The organism is Sphingopyxis sp. J-6, assembly GCF_046603995.1.
Classification (GTDB): Bacteria; Pseudomonadota; Alphaproteobacteria; order Sphingomonadales; family Sphingomonadaceae; genus Sphingopyxis.
Genome location: NZ_CP145810.1, coordinates 271,582 through 292,684 on the forward strand (window position 1 = coordinate 271,582; position 21,103 = coordinate 292,684).

A 21,103-nucleotide genomic window follows, 5' to 3' on the forward strand; every position below is an offset into this window, starting at 1 on the left:
AAACCCTATTGCCGACCCCATCGCCCCTTTTCGACGGTATGACCCATATGTCCAGCCTTTCTCACTCTCCCACCCCCGCCGATCTTGCCATCACCCCGCGCGATGTGCGCTTCGGGCGCGACCAGAAGCAGGGCCGCTGGTGGCTGAACGGCGATCCGATCGCGTCGGCGTTTCACACCGCGCTGTCGGTGACCTTTCCGAAGGGCGAAGCGATGTTCATCGAAGCGGTGAAGGCGCATCGCGATGGCGTCGACGAGAAACTCGCCCGTGAGATCCGGGCCTTTACCCAGCAGGAAGTGATCCACAGCCGCGAGCATGTCGTCTTCAATCGCAAGGCGGCGGAGGCGGGTTACGACCTGTCGGAACTCGAAGCCGACGTCGACCATATCATGGAGATGATCCGGACGCGCCCGCCGATCGTCAACCTGATGGCGACGATCGCGCTCGAACATTATACCGCCATGATGGCCGCGATCATGCTCAAGGACCCCACGATGTACGAGGGCGCCGAGACTGAATGGGGAATGCTGTGGAAATGGCACGCGATCGAGGAGATCGAGCATAAGGGTGTCGCCTATGACACTTGGCTCCACGCGACGAAGGACTGGAGCCGCTGGCGGCGGTGGAAGGCCAAATCGCTGATGATGGTTCTGGTCACGACGCGCTTCTGGCCGAAGCGCGTGAAGGGTATGAAGGCGCTCTTGAGACAGGACGGGCTGACCGGCTGGCGCATCACGGCGCGTATCTGGTGGTATCTGCTCGGCAAGCCGGGAATTCTCCGCCGCAGTTTCCTGCCCTGGCTCGCCTATTTCATGCCGGGCTTCCATCCGTGGAACCACGACGACCGCGCGCTGATCGGTAAATATGAAAGCGATTATGCCGACGCGGTGATGCCGGCGCAGGCGTCGAAGCCCGAACTCGCGGCCGCCGCCGCCTGATCAGGCGGGAGCCAGTGCTTTGGGGGCGGTGCGATAGCCCCAGAGGCACAGGCCGAGCATGAACAGGTTCGACACGAGGTCGAGCGCCATCCACCGGTTCATTACCGGGACGACGAACACGAAATAATAGTTGAACCAGAAAAAGGGCAGCAGCGCGGCGCCGTAGACGGCGAACGTCCGTTTCGTCCACCTGCTGAAGGCGATGAACAATCCGCCGAGCACCGCCTGCGCGCCGAAGCAGCCGATCAGCAGTGCGCTCGTCACGCTCAGATGCTGGTAATCCGGATTGATCGTCAGCCGTTCGACCATGTGCGGCGCGGCAAGGCACCAGCCGCCGAGGATCAGGAAGGGAAGGGCGAGCAGGCGCTGCGGCCAGGGCGTGTCGGGCATGGCGGGCTTTTAGCCGGAACGGCCGCGATCCGCCATCCGGGGTGGACGTGCGATGCCGCCTCCCATATCCATTGCGCGAGAGGAAGCCGATGCAGCCGCATATGTCCGCGTCCGAGATCGCGCTATTCGAAGCGCAACTGGCGGGCAAGGCGTCGCTGCTCGAATTCGGCTCTGGCGGCAGCACGGTGACGGCGGCGCGGTACGTGCCGCGGATCGTCAGCGTCGACAGCGATCCTGCCTGGCTGGCGAAGGTCGCCGCAGAGCCCGCGCTGGCGGCATGCGATTTTACGCCCTTCCACGCAGACATCGGTGCTGTCGGCGAATGGGGTTATCCGCTGGAGGAGGCGCGCCTGCGCGACTGGCCGCGCTATCACGCCGGGGTCTGGCGGAGCATGACGGGAAGCCCTGATGTCGTCCTTGTCGACGGCCGTTTTCGCGTTGCCTGCCTGCTCCAGAGTCTCATCCACTGCAAACCCGACTGCGCGCTGCTGTTTCACGACTTCGGTAACCGGCCGCACTATCATGTCGTGCTTGGCCATGCCGAGATCGTCGGGGAGGCCGATACGCTCGTCGTCCTGCGCGCGAAGCCCGCGATCGACGGCAAGGCGCTGCTTCACGACCTGTTCGACCATTTCCTGATCGCCGATTGACCGGCGGAGCCGGCTTGGGCATGCCCGGGTCATGATTACTGCCCCGCCCGTCATCGAAACCGAACGCTTGCGCCTGCGGGCAGGCCGGTTGGCCGACAAGGATGTCCATATCGCGATGTGGGCCGATGCGCGCGTCACCCGCTTCATTGGCGGCGAACCGCGTGCGCCCGACATTAGCTGGGGTAAGTTTCTGAGCTCAGCCGGCCTTTGGCCGGTGATGGGTTTCGGCTATTGGGTATTCGCCGACAAGGAAAGCGACGCGCTGGTCGGCATGGGGGGCTTAAGCTATTTCTGTCGCGGCATTCCCGAACTCGAAGGCGTGCCCGAAGCCGGCTGGGCGTTCGATGCCGATCACTGGGGCGCCGGCTATGCCACCGAGGCGATGAGCGCGGCGCTGGGCTGGGCCGACGCGAACCTCGACGCGCGCGAAATACGCTGCATCATCGATCCGGGCAACGCGGCGTCGGAACGCGTATCGGCAAAGCTGGGGTTCAAGCGCATCGGCGAAAGCGATGCGCTGGGCCATGTCGTTGCCATCTATAGCCGTCCGAAGGGCGGTTAGGCCGCCTCGACCACCAGTACGCCGCCGTCGGCGCTGATGACGCGGACCTTGGCGCCTTCGGCGACGTCGGGACCGCGCACCGGCCATTCGCCGTCGCCGACCTTGGCGCGGCCGCGCCCGTCCTCGATCGCTTTGGTCACCGTCAGCACTTCGCCGACCAGCCGCCCGCCGCGCTGGTTGAGGTGCGGATCGGTGGTGGTGATCGGGTTCGCCTTCAGCCAGCGGCGGCCGCCATAAAGCGCGACGATCGCCAGTACGGCGAAGATACCGAGCTGAACCGGTATGCTGAGCGGGAGCACCCAAGCGAGAACCCCGGTGACGATCGCGGCGGCACCGATCCAGATCAGGAAGAAGCCAGGCGCGACGATTTCGGCGGCGACCAGCAGTACGCCGACCGAGAGCCAAACCCAATGCGGGTCCATATCGGCGATGAAGTCGGGCATGTCAGGCTCCCTTGCGTTCGAGCGCGTCCTTTGCGAGTTCGCCGATGCCGCCCAACGTGCCGATCAGCTGCGTTGCCTCGACGGGGAACAGGATCGTCTTGGCATTAGGGCTGGTCGCGAACTGGCTCACCGCCTCGACATATTTCTGCGCGATGAAATAGTTGATTGCCTGCGCATTGCCCCCGGCGATTGCGTCCGACACCATCTGCGTCGCTTTCGCTTCGGCTTCGGCCTCGCGCTCGCGCGCCTCGGCGTCGCGGAAGGCGGCCTCGCGGCGACCCTCGGCCTGCAGGATCTGGCCCTGCTTCTCGCCCTCGGCGCGCAGGATTTCGGAGGCGCGCATGCCTTCTGCTTCGAGGATGTTGGCGCGCTTTTCGCGCTCGGCCTTCATCTGGCGTGCCATGGCGTTCGAAATGTCGGCGGGCGGGCGAATGTCCTTGATCTCGACGCGGGTGATCTTGACCCCCCACGGCGTCGTCGCATCGTCGACGACATGGAGCAGGCGGGTGTTGATCTCGTCGCGCTTCGACAGGGTTTCGTCGAGATCCATCGACCCCATGACGGTGCGCAGGTTGGTCGTCGTCAGGTTCATGATCGCGAGATAGAGGTCGCTGACCTCATAAGCGGCGCGCGCGGCATCGAGCACCTGAAAGAAGACGACGCCGTCGACCGCGACCATCGCATTGTCCTTGGTGATGATTTCCTGGCCCGGAATGTCGAGCACCTGTTCCATCATGTTCACCTTGCGCCCGACGCGGTCGAAGATCGGCATGATGAAGTTGAGCCCGGGCTGCGCGGTGTGCGTGTAGCGGCCGAAACGTTCGATCGTATAGGCATAGCCCTGCCGCACCGGCGTCAGCGCCCAGACCAGAAACACCAGCGCCAGAACCACCAGTGCGAGTGCGAATTCCATCGATCGTCCCCTCTGCAAAATTGCGACTTTGCAAACCCGCTTCCTTATTGCGGCAATGGCGGGGTTGCGCCACAGAAAAGCGCATGACCCCAATCGAATATGCCCCCCGCTCGCTCCTCTATGTTCCCGGCTCGAACGCCCGCGCGCTCGAAAAGGCGCAGGGTTTGGCAGCCGACATGCTGATCATCGACCTTGAGGATGCGGTGCCCGCCGACCGAAAGGATGCTGCGCGCGAAGCGATGCGGGCGGCAGTGTCTGCGGGCTTTCCGGGAAAACGCGTCGCGGTGCGCGTCAACGGTACGGGCAGCGCGGAGCAGGCCGCCGATATCGCTGCGTTGGCCGGGCTGGCGCTCGATGCAGTGGTGCTGCCAAAGGTCGACGCGCCAGCCGATCTCGATCCTTTGCGTGCGCTCGGTTTGCCGATCTTTGCCATGATCGAGACCCCGGTCGCTATCTATGCCGCGCGGGATATCGCCGCCGACCGCGATGTGCGCGGATTGATCGCGGGGCTCAACGACCTTGCGCACGAACTCAGGCTGCCCGACGGCATGGACCGCGGCGCGATGAGCCATGCGATCCAGGCAATCGTCCTTGCCGCGCGCGCGGGCGGTTGCTGGTGCTTCGACGGCGTTTACAACGCGATCGACGATGCTGCGGGCTTCGCCGCCGAAGCGGGTGAGGGACGCCGGCTCGGGTTCGACGGGAAGACGCTGATCCACCCGTTGCAGGTCGATCCGTGCAACAGGGCCTTCGCGCCGTCGCCGCGCGAGATCGCCGCCGCCGAAGCGCTCGTCGCCGCGGCAATCGGCGGCGCGCAGCGCCACGACGGGCGGATGATCGAGGATATGCACGTCGCCGCGGCGCGCGCGCTGCTCGAACGCGCCGGGGGCTGAATTCGCGCACCGTTCGTCGTTCGACGAACGCGCCTTGCCTGCCCAAGGCGAAAATGCGATGCGCCGCGTCATGCACAAAATGACGTTTCGCGCCGGATTGACGGCTCTCGCTCTCGTTGCTTCTGCCAGCCCGGTTGCGGTTTTGGCCGCCGATGCGCCCGTTACGGAGGCTCAGCTCGCCGAACATATCAAGGTGCTGGCGAGCGATGCGTTCGAAGGGCGCGCGCCGGGAACCGAGGGCGAGGATCGCACCATCGCCTATATCGTCGGCGAATGGGCCAAGGCGGGGCTCGAAGCCGTCCCGGGGAGCGCCACACCCTGGTTGCAACCGGTGCCGCTGATCGAAAGCCAGTCGACGGGCAGCTCTGCCAAATTCAAGGTCGGTGGTCGCGATTTCGCGCTGGCGGACGACGGGATCGTCCTGACCGGCCGCGAGCCTTCGGTGTCGCTGGCGGGCCTGCCGGCGGTGTTCGTCGGCTATGGCATCGACGGCGCGGGCAAGGTCAATGCCGATGTTGCCGGCAAGCTCGCGATCATGCTGTTCGACAATGCGCCCTTTGGCGACAAGCTGCCGCGCTATCGCGAACGGCGGCAGATGCTGGCCGATGCCGGCGCGGCCGGCGTGCTGGTGATCGCCACCGATGCGCTGCCGTGGGAACAGCTCCGCGAGGCGGTGGGGGAAAAGTCGACGCGCCTCGCGAGTGCCAAGGCGGGGCCGCAGATCACTGGCTTCCTGTCGGCGGAGGCGGCCGATGCGCTGCTTGCCGGGGCGGGACAGGATGGCGCGGCGGTGCGCGAAGCCGCGAAGTCGAAGGATTATCGCGGGCTGGCCCTGCCGGTCACTGCCGACCTTGCGGCGACTTCGACCATCCGTGCCTATGACAGCCACAATGTCATCGCGAAGCTGCCGGGCGCCAAACCCGACGGCAAGGCGGTGCTGTTCCTCGGGCATTGGGACCATCTGGGTATCTGCCGCCCCGACGATGCGACCGACCGCATCTGCAACGGCGCGGTCGACAATGCGAGCGGTATCGCGGTTTTGATCGAGACGGCGAAGCGCCTCGCTACCGGACAGCGTGCCGATCGGGACATCTATTTCCTCGCGACGACGGCGGAAGAGAAGGGACTGCTCGGCGCCCATTATTTCGCCGATCATCCCGCCCTGCCGCTGGCCGACATCACCGTCGCGCTCAACGTCGACACCATCGCCATCTCGCCGCGCGGCACGCCGGTGGCGACGATCGGCCGCGGCCAGCCGGCCTATGATGCGGTGGTGCGCGACGTCGCGACGAAGCTGGGACGCAAGCTCGACGACGACGGCGAGGCCGATGCCTTTATCCAGCGGCAGGACGGCTGGGCGCTCGGCGCCAAGGGTGTCACCTCGCTGATGGTCGGCGGCAGCTTTTCGGACATGCCGCTGCTCGAAGCCTTCCTCGGCAGCGACTATCATCAGGCAAGCGACAATTTCTCCGATAAGATCCCGCTCGGCGGGGCGGCGGAGGACGCCGATCTGCATGTCGCGCTGGGGCGGGCGTTTGCCGATACCAAGCGGTGGCCGGGGAAGTAATCTTCGCAGCATAATAAACGTGGCCCCCGCGAAGGCGGGGGCCACGTTATTCTATCGGACGCGCTTTACGCCGCCTGCTTTGCCCGATCGGCCATTTCCTGATTGAGCATCTCGGCCAGCAGGAATGCGAGTTCGAGGCTCTGCCCGGCGTTGAGGCGGGGGTCGCAATGCGTATGATAGCGGTCGGCGAGATCCATCTGGGTCACGTCCATCGCGCCGCCGGTGCATTCGGTCACATTCTGGCCGGTCATCTCGATATGGATGCCGCCGCCATGGGTGCCCTCGGCGCGGTGCACGGCGAAGAAGCCGCGCACTTCGGCGAGGATGCGCTCGAACGGGCGCGTCTTGTAGCCGTTGGGCGTCTTGATGACATTGCCGTGCATCGGGTCGCATGACCAGACGACCGGGTGGCCCGATTCCTTCACCGCGCGCACCAGCTTGGGCAGATGCGCCTCGATCTTGTCGTGACCGTAACGCGTGATCAGCGTCATGCGTCCGGCAACATGGTTCGGATTGAGCGTGTCGAGCAGGCGCAGCAGCACGTCGGCCTCAAGGCTGGGGCCGCACTTCATGCCGACCGGATTGCCGATGCCGCGCAGATATTCGATGTGGGCCGAGCCTTCGAAGCGGGTGCGGTCGCCGACCCAGAGCATGTGGCCCGACGTGTCGTACCAGCCGCCGGTCAGGCTGTCCTGCCGCGTCAGCGCCTGCTCATAGGGGAGCAGCAACGCCTCATGGCTGGTGTAGAAGCTGGTGCCCTTGATCTGCGGGACCGTGTCGGGGGTCACGCCGCAGGCTTCCATGAAGGCGAGCGCTTCGGAAATGCGCGCCGCGGTCTCCTGATATTTCTTCGCCCACGGGCTGCGGTCCATGAAGTCGTGCGTCCAGGCGTTGACCTGGTGCAGATTGGCATAGCCGCCGTTCGCGAACGCGCGCAGCAGGTTCAGCGTCGCCGCCGACTGGTTATAGGCCTTGACCATGCGTTGCGGATCGGGCTCGCGGCCTTCGGCTTCGAACGCGATGTCGTTGATGATGTCGCCGCGATAGCTCGGCAGCGAAACGCCATCGACATCTTCCATGTCGGCCGAGCGTGGCTTGGCGAACTGGCCCGCCATGCGGCCGAGCTTCACCACGGGCATCTTCGATGCAAAGGTCAGGACGACCGCCATCTGGAGCAGGACGCGGAAGGTGTCGCGGATATTGTTGGGATGGAATTCCGCAAAGCTTTCGGCGCAGTCGCCACCCTGCAACAGGAAGGCCTTGCCCTCGGCGACGCGGCCGAGTTCGGTCGTCAGGTCGCGCGCCTCGCCGGCAAAGACGAGCGGCGGATAACCCGCAAGCTCACGTTCGGCGGCCGCAAGCGCCGCGTCATCGGAGTAGGTCGGAAGCTGGCGAGCTTCGTGCGAGCGCCAGCTATGCGGCTGCCATTGTTGCGTCATCGTCCCGTGTCTTCTGTGTTTCCGAGCACCAAAAATCGACTCGGGCGCCGCCATGGCGCGAATGCACCCTGGAAGCAAGGAACCGGAAATTAGCATCGCGGTACGATTTGCGCACCCCCTGCTTTTCTTCACCTGCGAAAACTGGTAGTTTGCGATGCTTCGGGAGGGTGTAGCCGGGAGCGCGCCCCAAGGCGTTTGGTAATCGGTAACGTTATATACCTAAGTGTCCCAGCTGCGGGACCGCGACGCGAAACGACTTGGTTATGGCGAATTTCAATCCGGCTCTGTTCGGTTATGGGGCGTTGCTGCTGCTGCTTGCGGCCTCTTTTGTCGCACGCCTCGATCATTTTCGCCTCGGGTTGGCTGCCGCGGCCCTGCTTGCGATGCCGGTTGCCGTCTTCAGCCCCGGGGGCATGGGTTATGCGGCGTTTTTGCTGGTTATCCTGATCGTCAATCTCGGCATGGCGGCGCGTGTCTGGCTTAGCGATGCCGCGATCCGCTTTTCGACCGAGGAGCAGTCGCTCCGCCGCCAGCATTTCGAGGGGTTGAGTCCGACGACCGCCCGCCGCCTCATCGATCAGGGCCACTGGATTTCGGCGCGCCGCGGCGAAGTCCTGATCCGCGAGAACCAGGCGGCGCCGAGCCTGTTCTATCTCGCCGAGGGCGAGGCGCTGATCCAGCGTGACGGGATCGAGGTCGGCACCGTCTCCGGGGGGACCTTGATCGGCGAAGCGACGGTGCTCGACGGTGCCCATGCGACAGGCACGGTATCACTCGCGACCAATTCGCGGCTGTGGTTCGTGCCTGCGGCGGCGCTGCGCGCGTTCCTTGCCGCTAATCCCGATATCGCCGGCGCCCTTCACGAAGGCTTTGCGCGCGCGCTGCGCGGCAAGCTGGCGAATGCGAATGCTCGCATTGCCGACATGCCGCCGCTATCCTGATGGCATGACGCTGATTCTCTATGGTATCCCGAACTGCGATACGGTGAAAAAAGCGCGGCGCTGGCTCGACGAGCATGGTGTCGCGCACCGGTTCCACGACTTTCGCAAGGACGGACTCGATCCCGGCCTTTTGCAAGGCTGGATCGACGCGCTTGGCTGGGAAAAGCTGCTCAACCGGAGCGGCACGACCTTCCGCAAGCTTCCCGATGCGCAAAAGGACGGGCTCGATGCGGCAAAGGCCAAGGCGTTGATGCTCGAGCAGCCTGCGATGATTCGCCGCCCGGTGGTCGAGGCTGGGAGCGAGGTTTCGGTCGGTTTTGCGGCCGATGACTGGCAGGCGCGCTTTGCGGCATGACACGCAGGCTCGCGGCACTGCTGGCGGCTTTGTTGTCCGCCGGTTGCAGCGCTGATGCCGTGACCGCGCAGCCGACCCTCGACGGCCGATCGCCGATCGTCATCGCGCATCGCGGGGCTTCGGGCGAGCGTCCCGAACATACGCTGGCGAGCTACCGGCTCGCGATCGAATTGGGCGCCGACTATATCGAACCCGATCTGGTGCTTACCAGGGACGGCGTGCTCGTCGCGCGGCATGAGAACGAGATTTCGGAGACGACCGATGTCGCCGATCGTCCCGCATATGCGGGGCGGAAAACAACGAAGACGATCGATGGGCAGGCGGTGACCGGGTGGTTCACCGAGGATTTCACGCTCGCCGAACTGAAAACGCTCCGAGCGCGCGAGCGGCTGCCGAAATTGCGCAGCACCGCATATGACGGCCAATATGAGATCCCGACCTTCGAGGAAATCCTGACGCTTCTTGCCGAGGTGAATAAGGGTCGCGCCAAGCCTGTCGGCGTGTATCCCGAAACCAAGCACCCAAGCTATTTCGTGTCGATCGGACTTCCGCACGAGGCGCCCTTGCTCGCGCTGCTCGACCGATATGGTTACCACGGGCCCGACGCCCACGTCTTTATCCAAAGCTTCGAGACCGGGAACCTCAAGGCGTTGCGCGCCAGAAGCGACCTGCCGTTGATCCAGTTGATGGATGGCGAGGGCGGCCCTGCCGACAATTCCGCGCTGACCTATGCCGCCATGGCAACGCCTGCGGGACTTGAGGCCGTTGCCGTTTATGCCGATGGTATCGGCCCGAACAAGGCGATGGTGATCCCGCGCGGCGCGCTCGGAACGCTGGGCGAGCCGACGTCGCTGGTCCGCGATGCCCATGCTGCTGGGCTCAAGGTCCATCCGTGGACCTTTCGCCGCGAAAATTATTTCCTGCCGCTCGCCGACAAGGGCGGGATCAATCCGGCCGGACACGGCGATCTCGCGGCCGAGATCGAGACCTATCTGGCGTCAGGCATCGACGGATTGTTCAGCGACAATCCGCGCGAGGCCGTCGTCGCGGTGAAGAAAGGATCTGTACGATGACCGAACGCGCGCTGGGCCGGAGCGGCCTGTCGATCCGGCCTTTCGTCCTTGGCGGCAACGTCTTCGGGATGACCGCCGATCGGGCGGCGAGTTTCGCGATCCTCGACCGCTTCGTCGAACGCGGCGGCGGCATGATCGATACCGCCGACGTTTATTCGGCATGGGTGCCGGGGCACAAGGGCGGCGAGTCCGAAACGATGATGGGCGCCTGGCTCAAGGAAAGCGGCGCTCGCGACAGTGTGTTGATCGCGACGAAGGTGGGGATGATGCCGGGCGGGCTGCAGCCGGACAGCATCCGCAAGGCGGTGCAGGGTTCGCTCGACCGGCTCGGCACCGACGTCATCGACCTTTACTTCGCGCACAAGGACGACCCCGACGTGCCGCTCGACGAGGTGCTCGGTGCGTTCGGCGAACTGGTCGATGCGGGCACGGTGCGCGCGATCGGTGCGTCCAACTATTCGGCCGAACGGCTTGCCGAAGCGCTGCGTCTCGCCGACACCAAGGGACTGCCGCGCTTCACCGCGATGCAGCCCGAACTCAACCTGCTCGACCGCGACCAGTATGAAGGCGCGTTGCAGCGGCTGTGCATCGAAGAGAGGCTGGGCGTCGTCACCTATTTCAGCCTCGCTTCGGGCTATCTGTCGGGCAAATATCGCAGCGCCGACGATCTCGGAAAAAGCCCGCGCGGGGCGCGAGCGAAAGCCTATCTGGACGGCAACGGGCCGGCGGTGCTCGCGGTGCTGGACCGGATTGCCGCCGAAACCGGCGCGAGCCTGTCGCAGATCGCGCTGGCGTGGGTCGCGGCGCAGCCTGGCGTCACGGCGCCGATTGCGAGCGCGACATCGGTCGCACAACTCGATGATATCCTCGCCAGCGAAAATCTGGTTCTGACGGGCGACCAACTCGCGGCGCTGACGGCGGCTGGAGCCTAGGACGGCATATCGGCCCGGCATCTGCCCCGGGGAGAGCCTGATGCCGGGCCGGCGCGGCCGCGCGGTCTCAATTCGTACCTTCGCTCCACTGGAAAACGGCTTCGAGCGGCTTGTCGAAGCAGCGGGCGATACGGAAGGCGACCTCGAGCGACGGCGAATATTTGCCTTGCTCGATCGCCGCGATCGTCTGGCGTGTCACCCCGACCCGGTCGCCAAGCTCGCCCTGCGTCATTTCGCCGGCAAGAAAGCGCAAGGTGCGAATGTCGTTGGTGAAGGGAAGGCTAGCCATGCCAGCCCCTCCGGTAGCTCATGAGCACGACAAAGCTGTTTACCAGTTCGGCAACGACGATCGCGAACAGGCCGGTGTTCGCCAGCGGCACCCCGCTCTCGACGAAGGGCAAATAAACGCCGACGACCATCATTCCCACCAGGAGGACGTAATAGGCCATGGTGGCGCCGCGGCGACGGATGGCGCGGTCGCGCTCGTCGGCGCGCACGCGTTCGGACTTGGGTGCACGCGCCGACAGGATGATGGTGCCGACGATGACGATTACCGCATGCGCCACGGCGATCGATCCGAACAGCCACAGCATCGGAAACACCTCGCGCCCGGCGGGATGCCCCGAGAGGAGAAACCCGAAATAGACGCTGTAGGCGGCAAACATGGCGATGACGTTCAGCCAGGCGGTTTTTTCACGGAAGTTCATGGACGTATCTCCGGTATCGGCGTCGGCAAGCTGTCGTGGGGATGCGAGGATGGCGGGAGGCACGGTTCAATAGCCCCGGCGATAGAGATGAAGCTGGCTCGCGAGGCGCACGAGTTCGGCGGCGACGATCGATCCGAGCAGCCCGTTGAGGACCACGGCGAGATCTCCGATCCAATAACCCAACGCAAAGCAGCAGCTGGCCCCGATTATCAGCACATAATAGGCGCGTGTCGCCGCCTGGCGGGTAATCTCCCGGTCGCGTTCGTCGGCGGCGGCGTTCGCATCGCGCGGGCGGTGGAGCGCCAACAGGATTGCCGCGACGGTCAGGACCAACGACATCGCGACGAGCACGACGAGCAGCAGTCCCCCTTGCGCCGCAAGCGCGGGGACACCGCGCAGCCCCCAGGGAAAGACAATGGCGTACCAGCCGAAAGCAAGGGCGATCACCGTCATGGTCAGCCAGTCGATCTTTTCACGAAATACCATCTGCGAATCTCCTGATGTTCGCTCTGTATGACTTAATGTTAAAAATAACATACATAGAGTCAAGGAAAATTGACATTGGCGGAGTTCTGTCTTTCGCTGGGACGGGCAAAGGGCTAAGCCCCCGCCCCATGTCTACGCTCCCCAAAACGCTCACCCTCGACACCTCGACGAGCCGCGCCAATCCGACGCCGCAGCCGATGAAGCGGCTTACCGTGCCGCGCATCCGCCAGCGCAAGGGCGGCGAGCCGATCGTCATGCTGACGGCCTATACCGTCCGCATGGCGCAGTTGCTCGATCCGCATTGCGACATGCTGCTCGTTGGCGATTCGCTGGCGCAGGTGATCTATGGCCTGCCGCACACGGTCGGGGTGACGATGGATATGATGGCGCTGCACGGCGCGGCGGTCGTCCGCGGCAGCTATCATGCCGCGGTGATCGTCGACATGCCGTTCGGCAGTTATGAAGGCAGCCCGCAGCAGGCGTTCGACAATGCCGCGCGGCTGCTCAAGGAAACCGGCGCCGCGGCGGTGAAGGTCGAGGGCGGCAAGGTGCTGGCGCCGACGATCGAATTTCTGACCCAGCGCGGGATTCCGGTGATGGGGCATGTCGGTCTGACGCCGCAGGCGGTCAATATCCTTGGCGGCTATGGCGTGCGCGGCAAGAGCGAGGAAGAAGCGCGCTCGATCGTCGAGGACGCGGTCGCAGTTGCCCAGGCCGGCGCCTTTTCGATCGTTATCGAGGGCGTGCTCGAATCGATCGCGATCGAGATTACCGAGAAGGTCGCCTGTCCGACGATCGGCATCGGCGCGTCGGCCCAATGCGACGGCCAGGTGCTGGTGACCGACGACATGCTGGGCATGTTCGAACGCGTCCCGAAGTTCGTGAAGCGCTTCGGCGACATGGCGAGCGTCGTCAACGGCGCGGTCAAGGATTATGCCGACGAGGTCAGGTCCCGTTCATTCCCGACAGACGATCAGATTTACGCCGGTTGAAGCCCGGCAGCGCCGTCCCGGCGGGCCAAGCGTTTCGCTTGGCCTTTTTCGGCGTCGTCGCTAAAGGAAGCGACCGGCCCGGGGCCACGAACAGAGTTTATGGAGGTTTGATTGGCCCTGAGCCCGACGAACGACGCCGCGCTGTTACAGGAAGTCGACGAAGCCGTCCGCAAGGACCGGCTCGATACGATCATGCAGCGCTATGGCCGCTGGATCATCGGCGCGGTGCTCGCCGGCCTGCTGGCATTCGGCGGCTATCTCTACTGGTCGCACCGGCAGGACGTCGCACGCGGTGAAAATGCCGAAGTCCTCCTCGGCGCGCTCGACAAGGCTGAGGCAGGAACGAAGGACCTCAAGCAGCTCGAAGCCGGTAAGGCGTCGGCCTATCGCGCCGCCGCCATGATGCAGCAGTCGAACATGCAAGCCGGCAAGGGCGATCTCAAGGGCGCTGCTGCGCTGATGGCGAAGGTTGCGGCCGACACCAGCGTCGACAAGACGCTGCGCGATCTCGCGCTGATCCGCCAGACCGCGTTCGAATTCGACACGCTGAAACCCGAAACGGTGATCGCACGGATGAAGCCGATGGTCGATGCCAAGGACCCGGCGTCGAGCTGGTTCGCGAGCGCGGCCGAACTTTCGGCCATCGCGCATTACCAGCTCGGGCAATATGATCAGGCCGGCGCGCTTTACGGACGTATCGCCAAGCTGCCCGACGCCACCAAGACGCTGCAATCGCGGAGCGTCCAGATGGCGGGCATGCTGGGGGTCGATGCAGTCGCCGACCGGGCGGCAGACAGCGTCGCCGCCGAGAAGAAAGGGGCGGCGGAAGCCGCCGGGGTCGAAAAGAATGCGGCGCAGGCCGCCGCCGGGGACCAGAAAGGCGCCGCGCCGAAGGCAGCGGCCGCCGGAAACACTGAGGAAGCCAGATAATATGCTGAAGAGGCAGTATGTACTTTGCGCGGCGCTGTTCGCGTTGCCGCTCGCCGGTTGCGGCGTGTTCAAGGGTGACGGTGGCCCGAAGACGCCGACCGTCGGCGATCGCGTGTCGATCCTGTCGAACGACAACAGCGTCAAGGTCGACGATGCAACCGCGGCCATCGCCGTCGTCCTGCCCGAACCCGCCGTCAATGCCAACTGGAGCCAGTCGGGCGGCAATGCCTCTAAATCGATGGGGCATCCCGCGCTCGGCGCGACGCGTAGCCAAGTCTGGCAGGCGAGCATCGCCGGCAGCAACAAGAAGCAGCGCCTCGCCTCGTCGCCGGTAATCGCCGACAATCGCCTGTTCGTTGTCGATACGGATGCGGTGGTCACGGCACTGTCGGCCGACACGGGCGCGCCGCTGTGGCGGACGGCGATCGGCAGCACCGGCAAGGATTACAAGGATTCGCTGTTCGGCGGCGGCGCCGGCGTCGATGGCAATGTCGTTTACGCGACGAGCGGGGCTGGCGATGTCGCGGCGCTCAACGTCGCCGACGGTTCGGTGATCTGGAAGGTCAAACCAGCAGGCCCGCTGCGCGGTGCTCCGACTATTGCCTTCGGCGGCGTCTATGTGATCAGCCAGGACAATCAGATTTTCGCCCTGAACGCGGCCAATGGCGCGGTGCAGTGGCAGGCGACGGCGTCGCTCGAAGCCGGCAGCATCTTCGGCGCGGGCTCGCCCGCGGCGGGGCAGGGGACCATCGTCGCCGGCTTCTCGTCGGGCGAGGTGCAGGCCTATCGCTACGAGAACGGGCGCGATCTGTGGGAAGATGCGCTGGCGCGCACATCGATGGCGCTGTCGGTGTCGACCCTCTCGGACGTCGACGCCGATCCGGTCGTCGACCGCGGGCGCGTTTTCGCGCTGGGCCAGGGTGGACGCATGGCGAGCTATGAGCTCGTGACCGGCCAGCGCACGTGGGAAATCTCGATCGCCGGCATTTCGACGCCGTATGTGGTCGGCGAGTGGGTCTATGCGATGACCGACGACGGCAAGCTGCTGTGCGTTGCGCGCGGGACCGGCAAGGTGCGCTGGCTGCAGCAACTCGCGCGCTTCCGTGTCGAGACCGAAAAGAAGAAGAAGGACCCGATCCGCTGGACCGGTCCGGTCCTCGCGGGTGGCCGTCTGCTCGCGGTGAACAGCGAAGGACAGCTCGTCGAATTTTCGCCGACCGACGGGTCGACGCTCGCAACGACCGATTTCAAGTCGCCGCTGTCGCAGTCGCCGGTGGTCGCGAACAACATGCTGTACATCTTGGCGGACGACGGGCGGATCACCGCCTGGCGGTAACAGGGCGGAAGCGCGCAGGCGGTTCCGGCGAATGATAGGATAAGCAAATGTCGCGATTCGCGACGATCGCCATTGTGGGCCGCCCCAATGTGGGCAAATCGACGCTGTTCAATCGGCTGGTCGGCAAGCGCCTTGCGCTCGTCGACGACCAGCCGGGGGTGACGCGCGACCGGCGCGAGGGCGACGGCGAACTGTTGGGCCTGAAGTTCACGATCGTCGATACCGCGGGTTTCGAGGATTATGACGCCGCGACACTGCCCGGGCGGATGCGCGTGCAGACCGAAAAGGCGGTGCGTGAGGCCGATGCCGCGCTGTTCATGATCGACGGCCGCGCCGGGGTCACCCCGCTCGACGAGGAAATTGCCCGCTGGCTGCGCAGCGAGGACACGCCGATCATCCTGCTGGTCAACAAGGCTGAGGGGAAGCAGGGCGAAAACGGCCTCATGGAAAGCTATTCGCTCGGCTTCGACAATCCGATCGCGCTGAGCGCCGAGCATGGCGAAGGCGTCGTCGACCTGTTCGACGCGCTGCGTCCGATCGTCGAGGCCTATGATGCGGCCGAAGCGGAAGCCCTGCCGCCGCTGACGGAAGGCGAAGAGGATGAGGATGCGCCGCTTGGTCCGATGAAGCTCGCCATTGTCGGCCGTCCGAACGCCGGCAAGTCGACGCTGATCAACCGCATGATCGGCGAAGACCGGCTGATCACCGGGCCCGAGGCGGGGATTACGCGCGATTCGATCCGCGTCGACTGGCAGTGGGAACAGGACGGCGAGGTTCACGAAATCCAGTTGTTCGACACCGCAGGGATGCGCAAGCGTGCGAAGGTGGTCGACAAGCTCGAGAAACTGTCGGTCGCCGACGCGCTCCACGCAGTCGACTTCGCCGAGGTCGTCGTGCTGCTGCTCGATGCCACCAAGGGGCTGGAGGCGCAGGACCTGCGCATCGCCGACAAGGTGCTGCAGGAAGGCCGGGCGCTGATCGTCGCGCTCAACAAATGGGATATCGCCGAAGATCCTTCGTCGCTGTTCAACGGGGTGCGGGGTGCGCTCGACGACGGCCTGTCGCAGGTCAAGGGCGTGCCTGTGCTCAGCATTTCGGGGGCGACGGGCAAGGGGATCGATACGCTCGTCCGCGTCGCTTTCGAACAGCGCGCGATCTGGACCAATCGCGTTTCGACCGCGCGGCTCAATCGATGGTTCGAAGGTGCGGTCGAGAGCAATCCGCCGCCGGCGCCGGGCGGCAAGCGGATCAAGCTCCGCTACATCACGCAGGCGCGGACGCGGCCGCCAACCTTCGTCGTCTTCGGGACCCGCACCGATGCGCTGCCCGGCAGCTATGAGCGCTATCTGGTGAACGGTATGCGCAAGGAGCTGGGTTTTCAGGGCGTGCCCGTCCGGCTCAATTTCCGCAATTCGCGCAATCCGTATGACGAGTGACACGGCGGCGGTGATCGTCGATGCGCGCGGCATGCGTTGCCCGTGGCCGGCCTTGCGGCTGGCACGGGCGATGCGTACGGCGGCCGAGGTGCTGCTGATCGCCGACGATCCGCAGGCGGGCCGCGAAGTTGCGGCGCTTGCTGCCGAGCAGGGCTGGCGCTGGAGCCCCGAAACCGGTTCGACCGATGCGGAGCAATGGCGCGTCCGTCGCGACTGATCCCAATGGAGGCGGCATTCGTCGCTGCGGGGCGTCGGCGTAACCTCTTTTTTACCGGCCTTGGCGCATGGGATGTCCGGGACCACGGACCAAATAATTGCCAAGGAACGAAAGCAGTGGACGAAATCCTGGTCGATTGGGATGAATTTCGCGCCACGCGTACCCAGCTGGGGGCCGCGTTCGTGCGGATTCTCGGCTATTTTCGGGAAGACGGCATCAAGTCGGTCGCGGCGATCGAGGATGCGATGCGCGCCCGCGATGCACGCGGACTCGTCATGCCGGCGCACACGCTGAAAAGCGAAGCGCGGCAGTTCGGCGCCGAAAGGCTGGGCGCGCTGTCCGAAGATATCGAAATTTTTGCGCGCCATTGCCTCGAAAGCCAGATCAGCCCCGAAGAATATCTGCCGCGCGTCGTGACGCTGCGTCCGCTGTTCGAGGAAACGCTTGCCGCACTCGAGCGCGAGGCCAATCCGCTCGTCCAGCGTCGCGTGCCGGGTTTTGGACGCGCCGCCGGTTACTGAGTTGGCGAGCGCCGCATCGGCTGCCATTTTCCACGCGCAAGGCTGCGCCATAGCCATTCGAGTGGGCCATAATGGAAGCGGTCGAGCCACGGCTTCGACCAAAGCAGCATGAGGCCCCACGCACCGATGCAGACCAGATAAAGCGGCCAGCGCCCGACGTCGCCGAACAATCCAAGACCATAGCCGTAGAACAAAGTCGTCATCGCGATGCTGGTGCCGAGATAGTTGGAGAAGGCGGCGCGGCCCGCCGCCGCGACGCGGGCAAGCCATGCGCTGGCGTGCGCGTGCCGGATCAGGAGCAGGAGGAGCGCGGCATAGGCGACGGTCATCATCAGCCGTCCCGGTCCCGCCCACGCCATGAAGGCATTTACCCCGACAATATAGTCGAAGCCCGCCCGCCATTGGAGCCAGGCAATGGCGATGGTGAGCAGCAGCCCCGGCGGCAACCACCTCCACACGACCCGCCGGTAATCGCCCGGCGCCCAGCGGCCGGTCAGGAAGCCGTTCCGGAACAGCGCCATGCCGAGCATCATCAGCGGCAGCGTTTCGAGCATCGATATCAGCACCCCGACGAAGGGATTGGCGGCACTGTCCAGCCGTTTCTCCAGCATCGGCAGGTAGGGGCCGCGATAAAGCGCCAATTCCTCGATCACCTCATCGTCGATCTCGTCATAATCGTCGCGCAGTTCGCTTCCCGCCGCCGCAAAGGGCGACGCGGGATCGTCCGCAAAGCTGGCGAGCGCGAGCTGGCCACCGAAGAGGAGCGACGTCAGCAACGTCCCCAGCGTGAACAGCCCGATCGCCCATTTGATCAGCCGGCGCGCTTCCCAATGGCGAAAGCCAAAGGCGACGCAGCCGACGGCGGCGTAGAGAAACAGGATGTCGCCCCACCAGAGGAAGAAATAATGGCAGAGGCCGAAGATCGCGAGCCAGACCATGCGCCGGTAATGAACGGCGCCGGCGTCCTGTCCGGTAGCTTCGGCGCGGTCGACGATCAGGAGCATGCTGGCGCCGAACAGGATCGAGAACAGCCCGCGCATCTTGCCGTCGACGAGGATGAATCCGAACAGCCACGCCGCAATGTCGGCGGGCGTTTCGCCGCCATAGGCCTTGGGCGAGACATAGGCCATTTCGGGCATCGCGAAGGCGACGATGTTCATCGCGAGGATTCCCATCACCGCAAAGCCGCGTAACGCGTCGAGGGTGACGAGCCGGGTCGGTGCAATTTCCTGATCTTCGCGCATCGCTCCCGCTCACTGTATTATTAATATATAACAGTCAAGCACGCTCCCGCAGCCGATGCTGCAAATCACTATTGACATCACTGTCAGTAATGCTAGATGGGCAGCATCAACTGATTCGAACGAGAGCGACCATGACGCCGACCATCTTCTCCCATCCCGATCGCCAGCCCGCCAAATTTCGTCCGTTCAAGGCGCTGGGGCACTTCCGCAAGCTCATCAAGGACAAGGAAGACACCGAACAGGTCTTCCACATCTTCGAGAACCTGCCGCGCAAGGGTTTCCTCGACGACGCTCGCGCCTTTGTCGAAAGCGATCTCGGCAAGCGGCTGATCGCCAGCGAGCCCTATCTGCCCGACCTGCTCGACGATCATGCCTGGATCGACGAACTGCCCGAGGGGAGCGTCGGCCATGCCTATGTGACCTTCATGCGCCGCGAAGGCCTTTCGGCCGCCGGGCTCGTCGCCGAAAGCGACAAGATGGGGCGCCCGAAGTTCGACGACCAGCTCCAATGGTATGCGAACCGCCTGCGCGATACGCACGACCTGTTCCACATCCTGACCGGCTATGGCCGCGATGCGCTCGGCGAACAGTGCGTGCTCGGATTCACCTATGGTCAGACGGGCAATTACGGCAATGCCTTCATCGCCTATGCGGGTGGTTACGAGGTGAAACGCAGCATCAAGAGCGATGCCCCGGTGATGGGCGCGATCCGTCAGGGCCAGCGTCACGGCAAGGCGTCGAAGGCGATCATCGAGCAGGACATCCGCGCGCTGCTCGCCGAACCGCTCGAAGCGGCACGGGCGCGGTTGGGGATCGGGGAACCGACGCTCTACAAGGAAGCGCACCGGGCGTACCGCAGCCGCGGGATCGATCCGTACAACTTCCTCGCGGCAGAGGCCGCGATGGCTTGATTGTTCCCCGGCCAAGGCCGGGGTCCGTTTCACAGTTGCATGGGCCCCGGCTTTCGCCGGGGTTCACCTTATTCGGCGCAGCTCTTTCCGGATCATCAATTTGAGGCCGGACCAGGTCGCGTCGATCGCACAGACTTTCACATCGACCCATCCCATGGGCAGACAGATTTCGCGAATGACGTCCTCGGTGATGTCGGTCGGAACCTTCGATGCCTTTTTGGGCCAACTGACCCAGAGGAAACCGGCGGGGTCGATCAGCGTGCGCAAATCGGCCAGCAGGCGTTCGAGTTCGGTGCGGTCGGTCGTAAAGATATGCGCGACCTGCAATCCCGGTTCGGGTGCGGGGCGTTCATCGAGAATGACTTCACCGACTTCGGTGCGTACGCTCTCCGGCATCGCGTGGAACCACGCCCGCATGCCGTCTTTCAGCGACAGCTTCTTTATGAGCGGGGTGCCCGAATAGCCCGCGGTCATAGCCGCGCGATCAGCGCCTGCGCGGCGGCCGGGTTGCGCACTTTCGCGCCGGCGATGAAGAAGAGGAAGACGTCGCGGTCGCCCTTCGCCCAATCCTTCGCCTGGCTGGCCCATGTGTCGAGCGCTTTGGCATCGTAGCCGGTCTCGACATCCTCCTGCGACCGTTGCAGCCGGGCGTAGGTGAAGTCGGCGGTCTGTTCGTCGATACAGGGAAATTCGTCGCTGTCGGCATAGACGACCGCCATGTTGCGTTCGCGCAGCATGTCGATGAAGGCCTGATCGCGAAAGCTTTCGTGGCGGACCTCGATCGCATGGCGCAGCGGCAGGCCGTCCTGCGTGTCGGGAAGCAGGTCTAGGAAGCCCGCGAAATCGTCGCGGTCGAACTTCTTGGTCGCCATGAACTGCCAGTGGATCGGGCCCAGCCGGTCGCCGAGCCGGGTGAGCCCCTGCGTCAGGAATTTCTCGATCGAGGCGGCGCCTTCGGCCAGCACCTTGCGGTTGGTCGTGAAACGTGACGCCTTGACGCTGAACTTGAAGCCGTCGGGGACCGAGGCTGCCCAATTGGCGAAGCTCTCGGGCTTCTGGCTGCCATAGTAGGTGCCGTTGATCTCGATCCCGGTTAGATGCTGTCCCGCATATTCGAGCTCGCGCTTTTGCGCGAGGCCGGCGGGGTAGAAGGGACCGCGCCACGGTTCGAAGGTCCAGCCGCCGATTCCGACATGGATGCTCATGGACCTCTCACCTCCGTGCAAA

26 protein-coding genes are annotated in these 21,103 nt (G+C 64.7%); 16 read left to right on the forward strand and 10 right to left on the reverse strand.

Going from position 1 to position 21,103, the window contains the following annotated elements; all coding sequences use genetic code 11:
- Positions 1 to 47 precede the first annotated feature (47 nt).
- Positions 48 to 938, forward strand: coding sequence for a metal-dependent hydrolase (locus V6U71_RS01440; protein WP_411340658.1), 891 nt, complete (start codon positions 48 to 50; stop codon positions 936 to 938).
- On the opposite strand, the gene V6U71_RS01445 is transcribed toward V6U71_RS01440, so the two are convergent.
- Positions 939 to 1,328 carry a hypothetical protein gene (locus tag V6U71_RS01445; RefSeq protein ID WP_411340659.1) on the reverse strand — a complete coding sequence of 130 codons (390 nt, stop codon included), beginning with the start codon at positions 1,326 to 1,328 and terminating at the stop codon, positions 939 to 941.
- Positions 1,329 to 1,429: 101 nt separating this feature from the next.
- Here V6U71_RS01445 and V6U71_RS01450 point away from each other — a divergent pair, with 101 nt between their 5' ends.
- Both V6U71_RS01450 and V6U71_RS01455 read left to right on the forward strand, forming a co-directional pair.
- Positions 1,430 to 1,978, forward strand: coding sequence for a hypothetical protein (locus V6U71_RS01450; protein WP_411340660.1), 549 nt, complete (start codon positions 1,430 to 1,432; stop codon positions 1,976 to 1,978).
- A 31-nt stretch (positions 1,979 to 2,009) separates the two neighbouring features.
- Positions 2,010 to 2,540 (forward strand): GNAT family N-acetyltransferase, encoded by a 531-nt coding sequence (locus tag V6U71_RS01455; RefSeq protein ID WP_411340662.1) that lies wholly within the window; start codon positions 2,010 to 2,012, stop codon positions 2,538 to 2,540.
- Here the strand turns inward: V6U71_RS01455 and V6U71_RS01460 are convergent.
- Both V6U71_RS01460 and V6U71_RS01465 read right to left on the reverse strand, forming a co-directional pair.
- The gene (locus V6U71_RS01460) at positions 2,537 to 2,983 is read right to left on the reverse strand and encodes an NfeD family protein (protein ID WP_411340663.1); all 447 of its coding nucleotides are present in this window, start codon (positions 2,981 to 2,983) and stop codon (positions 2,537 to 2,539) included. The two genes, V6U71_RS01455 and V6U71_RS01460, sit on opposite strands and share 4 nt — an antisense overlap.
- Before the next feature lies 1 nt (position 2,984).
- Complete coding sequence (locus V6U71_RS01465; protein WP_054586585.1) at positions 2,985 to 3,896, reverse strand: SPFH domain-containing protein; 912 nt, start codon at positions 3,894 to 3,896, stop codon at positions 2,985 to 2,987.
- 83 nt (positions 3,897 to 3,979) lie between these two features.
- On the opposite strand from V6U71_RS01465, the gene V6U71_RS01470 reads away from it, so the two are divergent.
- Together V6U71_RS01470 and V6U71_RS01475 are read left to right on the forward strand one after the other, a co-directional pair.
- Positions 3,980 to 4,789 carry an HpcH/HpaI aldolase/citrate lyase family protein gene (locus tag V6U71_RS01470; protein WP_411340664.1) on the forward strand — a complete coding sequence of 270 codons (810 nt, stop codon included), beginning with the start codon at positions 3,980 to 3,982 and terminating at the stop codon, positions 4,787 to 4,789.
- Positions 4,790 to 4,859: 70 nt separating this feature from the next.
- The gene (locus V6U71_RS01475) at positions 4,860 to 6,356 is read left to right on the forward strand and encodes a M28 family peptidase (protein WP_411340666.1); all 1,497 of its coding nucleotides are present in this window, start codon (positions 4,860 to 4,862) and stop codon (positions 6,354 to 6,356) included.
- Between the two features lie 65 nt (positions 6,357 to 6,421).
- On the opposite strand, the gene V6U71_RS01480 is transcribed toward V6U71_RS01475, so the two are convergent.
- On the reverse strand, positions 6,422 to 7,795 hold the full coding sequence (locus V6U71_RS01480) for a class II 3-deoxy-7-phosphoheptulonate synthase (RefSeq protein WP_411340667.1): 1,374 nt from the start codon (positions 7,793 to 7,795) through the stop codon (positions 6,422 to 6,424).
- A 263-nt stretch (positions 7,796 to 8,058) separates the two neighbouring features.
- On the opposite strand from V6U71_RS01480, the gene V6U71_RS01485 reads away from it, so the two are divergent.
- Genes V6U71_RS01485 through V6U71_RS01500 form a run of 4 tightly spaced genes read left to right on the forward strand, consistent with a single transcriptional unit; the run spans position 8,059 to position 11,096 of the window.
- The gene (locus tag V6U71_RS01485) at positions 8,059 to 8,736 is read left to right on the forward strand and encodes a Crp/Fnr family transcriptional regulator (RefSeq protein WP_411340668.1); all 678 of its coding nucleotides are present in this window, start codon (positions 8,059 to 8,061) and stop codon (positions 8,734 to 8,736) included.
- Between the two features lie 4 nt (positions 8,737 to 8,740).
- Positions 8,741 to 9,091 (forward strand): ArsC family reductase, encoded by a 351-nt coding sequence (locus V6U71_RS01490; RefSeq protein WP_411340669.1) that lies wholly within the window; start codon positions 8,741 to 8,743, stop codon positions 9,089 to 9,091.
- Positions 9,088 to 10,164, forward strand: a complete 1,077-nt coding sequence (locus V6U71_RS01495) for a glycerophosphodiester phosphodiesterase (RefSeq protein WP_411340670.1) — start codon at positions 9,088 to 9,090, stop codon at positions 10,162 to 10,164. Before V6U71_RS01490 ends, V6U71_RS01495 begins: the two co-directional genes overlap by 4 nt.
- Entirely contained in the window at positions 10,161 to 11,096 is a 936-nt protein-coding gene (locus V6U71_RS01500; RefSeq protein ID WP_411340671.1) for an aldo/keto reductase, read from the forward strand. The genes V6U71_RS01495 and V6U71_RS01500 overlap by 4 nt, the downstream gene beginning before the upstream one ends.
- A gap of 67 nt (positions 11,097 to 11,163) precedes the next feature.
- Here V6U71_RS01500 and V6U71_RS01505 read toward each other — a convergent pair whose 3' ends face one another.
- From V6U71_RS01505 to V6U71_RS01515, 3 genes are all read right to left on the reverse strand, one after another.
- The gene (locus V6U71_RS01505; protein WP_054724302.1) at positions 11,164 to 11,385 is read right to left on the reverse strand and encodes a helix-turn-helix transcriptional regulator; all 222 of its coding nucleotides are present in this window, start codon (positions 11,383 to 11,385) and stop codon (positions 11,164 to 11,166) included.
- On the reverse strand, positions 11,378 to 11,803 hold the full coding sequence (locus V6U71_RS01510; protein WP_411340672.1) for a DUF2178 domain-containing protein: 426 nt from the start codon (positions 11,801 to 11,803) through the stop codon (positions 11,378 to 11,380). The genes V6U71_RS01505 and V6U71_RS01510 overlap by 8 nt, the downstream gene beginning before the upstream one ends.
- A gap of 66 nt (positions 11,804 to 11,869) precedes the next feature.
- The gene (locus V6U71_RS01515) at positions 11,870 to 12,289 is read right to left on the reverse strand and encodes a hypothetical protein (protein ID WP_411340673.1); all 420 of its coding nucleotides are present in this window, start codon (positions 12,287 to 12,289) and stop codon (positions 11,870 to 11,872) included.
- A 128-nt stretch (positions 12,290 to 12,417) separates the two neighbouring features.
- Between V6U71_RS01515 and panB the strand changes: the two genes are divergently transcribed.
- The 6 genes from panB to V6U71_RS01545 all read left to right on the forward strand — a co-directional run bounded on the left by panB (position 12,418) and on the right by V6U71_RS01545 (position 17,721).
- Entirely contained in the window at positions 12,418 to 13,281 is an 864-nt protein-coding gene (gene panB / locus V6U71_RS01520; RefSeq protein WP_054586593.1) for a 3-methyl-2-oxobutanoate hydroxymethyltransferase, read from the forward strand.
- 111 nt (positions 13,282 to 13,392) lie between these two features.
- Positions 13,393 to 14,211: a hypothetical protein gene (locus V6U71_RS01525; RefSeq protein ID WP_411340674.1), complete on the forward strand. Its 819-nt coding sequence runs from the start codon at positions 13,393 to 13,395 to the stop codon at positions 14,209 to 14,211.
- A gap of 1 nt (position 14,212) precedes the next feature.
- A complete protein-coding gene (locus tag V6U71_RS01530) occupies positions 14,213 to 15,547 on the forward strand; it encodes a PQQ-binding-like beta-propeller repeat protein (protein WP_054724308.1) in 1,335 nt (444 codons plus the stop codon).
- A gap of 47 nt (positions 15,548 to 15,594) precedes the next feature.
- Complete coding sequence (gene der / locus V6U71_RS01535; RefSeq protein WP_411340675.1) at positions 15,595 to 16,983, forward strand: ribosome biogenesis GTPase Der; 1,389 nt, start codon at positions 15,595 to 15,597, stop codon at positions 16,981 to 16,983.
- Positions 16,973 to 17,200 (forward strand): sulfurtransferase TusA family protein, encoded by a 228-nt coding sequence (locus tag V6U71_RS01540; RefSeq protein ID WP_411340676.1) that lies wholly within the window; start codon positions 16,973 to 16,975, stop codon positions 17,198 to 17,200. Before der ends, V6U71_RS01540 begins: the two co-directional genes overlap by 11 nt.
- Before the next feature lie 116 nt (positions 17,201 to 17,316).
- A complete protein-coding gene (locus V6U71_RS01545; RefSeq protein WP_411340677.1) occupies positions 17,317 to 17,721 on the forward strand; it encodes an Hpt domain-containing protein in 405 nt (134 codons plus the stop codon).
- Here V6U71_RS01545 and V6U71_RS01550 read toward each other — a convergent pair.
- Entirely contained in the window at positions 17,715 to 18,965 is a 1,251-nt protein-coding gene (locus V6U71_RS01550) for a DUF418 domain-containing protein (RefSeq protein WP_411340678.1), read from the reverse strand. The genes V6U71_RS01545 and V6U71_RS01550 overlap by 7 nt on opposite strands.
- A 131-nt stretch (positions 18,966 to 19,096) precedes the next feature.
- On the opposite strand from V6U71_RS01550, the gene V6U71_RS01555 reads away from it, so the two are divergent.
- On the forward strand, positions 19,097 to 19,876 hold the full coding sequence (locus tag V6U71_RS01555; protein WP_411340679.1) for a Coq4 family protein: 780 nt from the start codon (positions 19,097 to 19,099) through the stop codon (positions 19,874 to 19,876).
- 63 nt (positions 19,877 to 19,939) lie between these two features.
- On the opposite strand, the gene V6U71_RS01560 is transcribed toward V6U71_RS01555, so the two are convergent.
- Entirely contained in the window at positions 19,940 to 20,350 is a 411-nt protein-coding gene (locus V6U71_RS01560; protein WP_411340680.1) for a hypothetical protein, read from the reverse strand.
- The gene (locus V6U71_RS01565) at positions 20,347 to 21,081 is read right to left on the reverse strand and encodes a DUF72 domain-containing protein (protein WP_411340681.1); all 735 of its coding nucleotides are present in this window, start codon (positions 21,079 to 21,081) and stop codon (positions 20,347 to 20,349) included. The genes V6U71_RS01560 and V6U71_RS01565 overlap by 4 nt, the downstream gene beginning before the upstream one ends.
- Between the last annotated feature and the right edge of the window lie 22 nt (positions 21,082 to 21,103).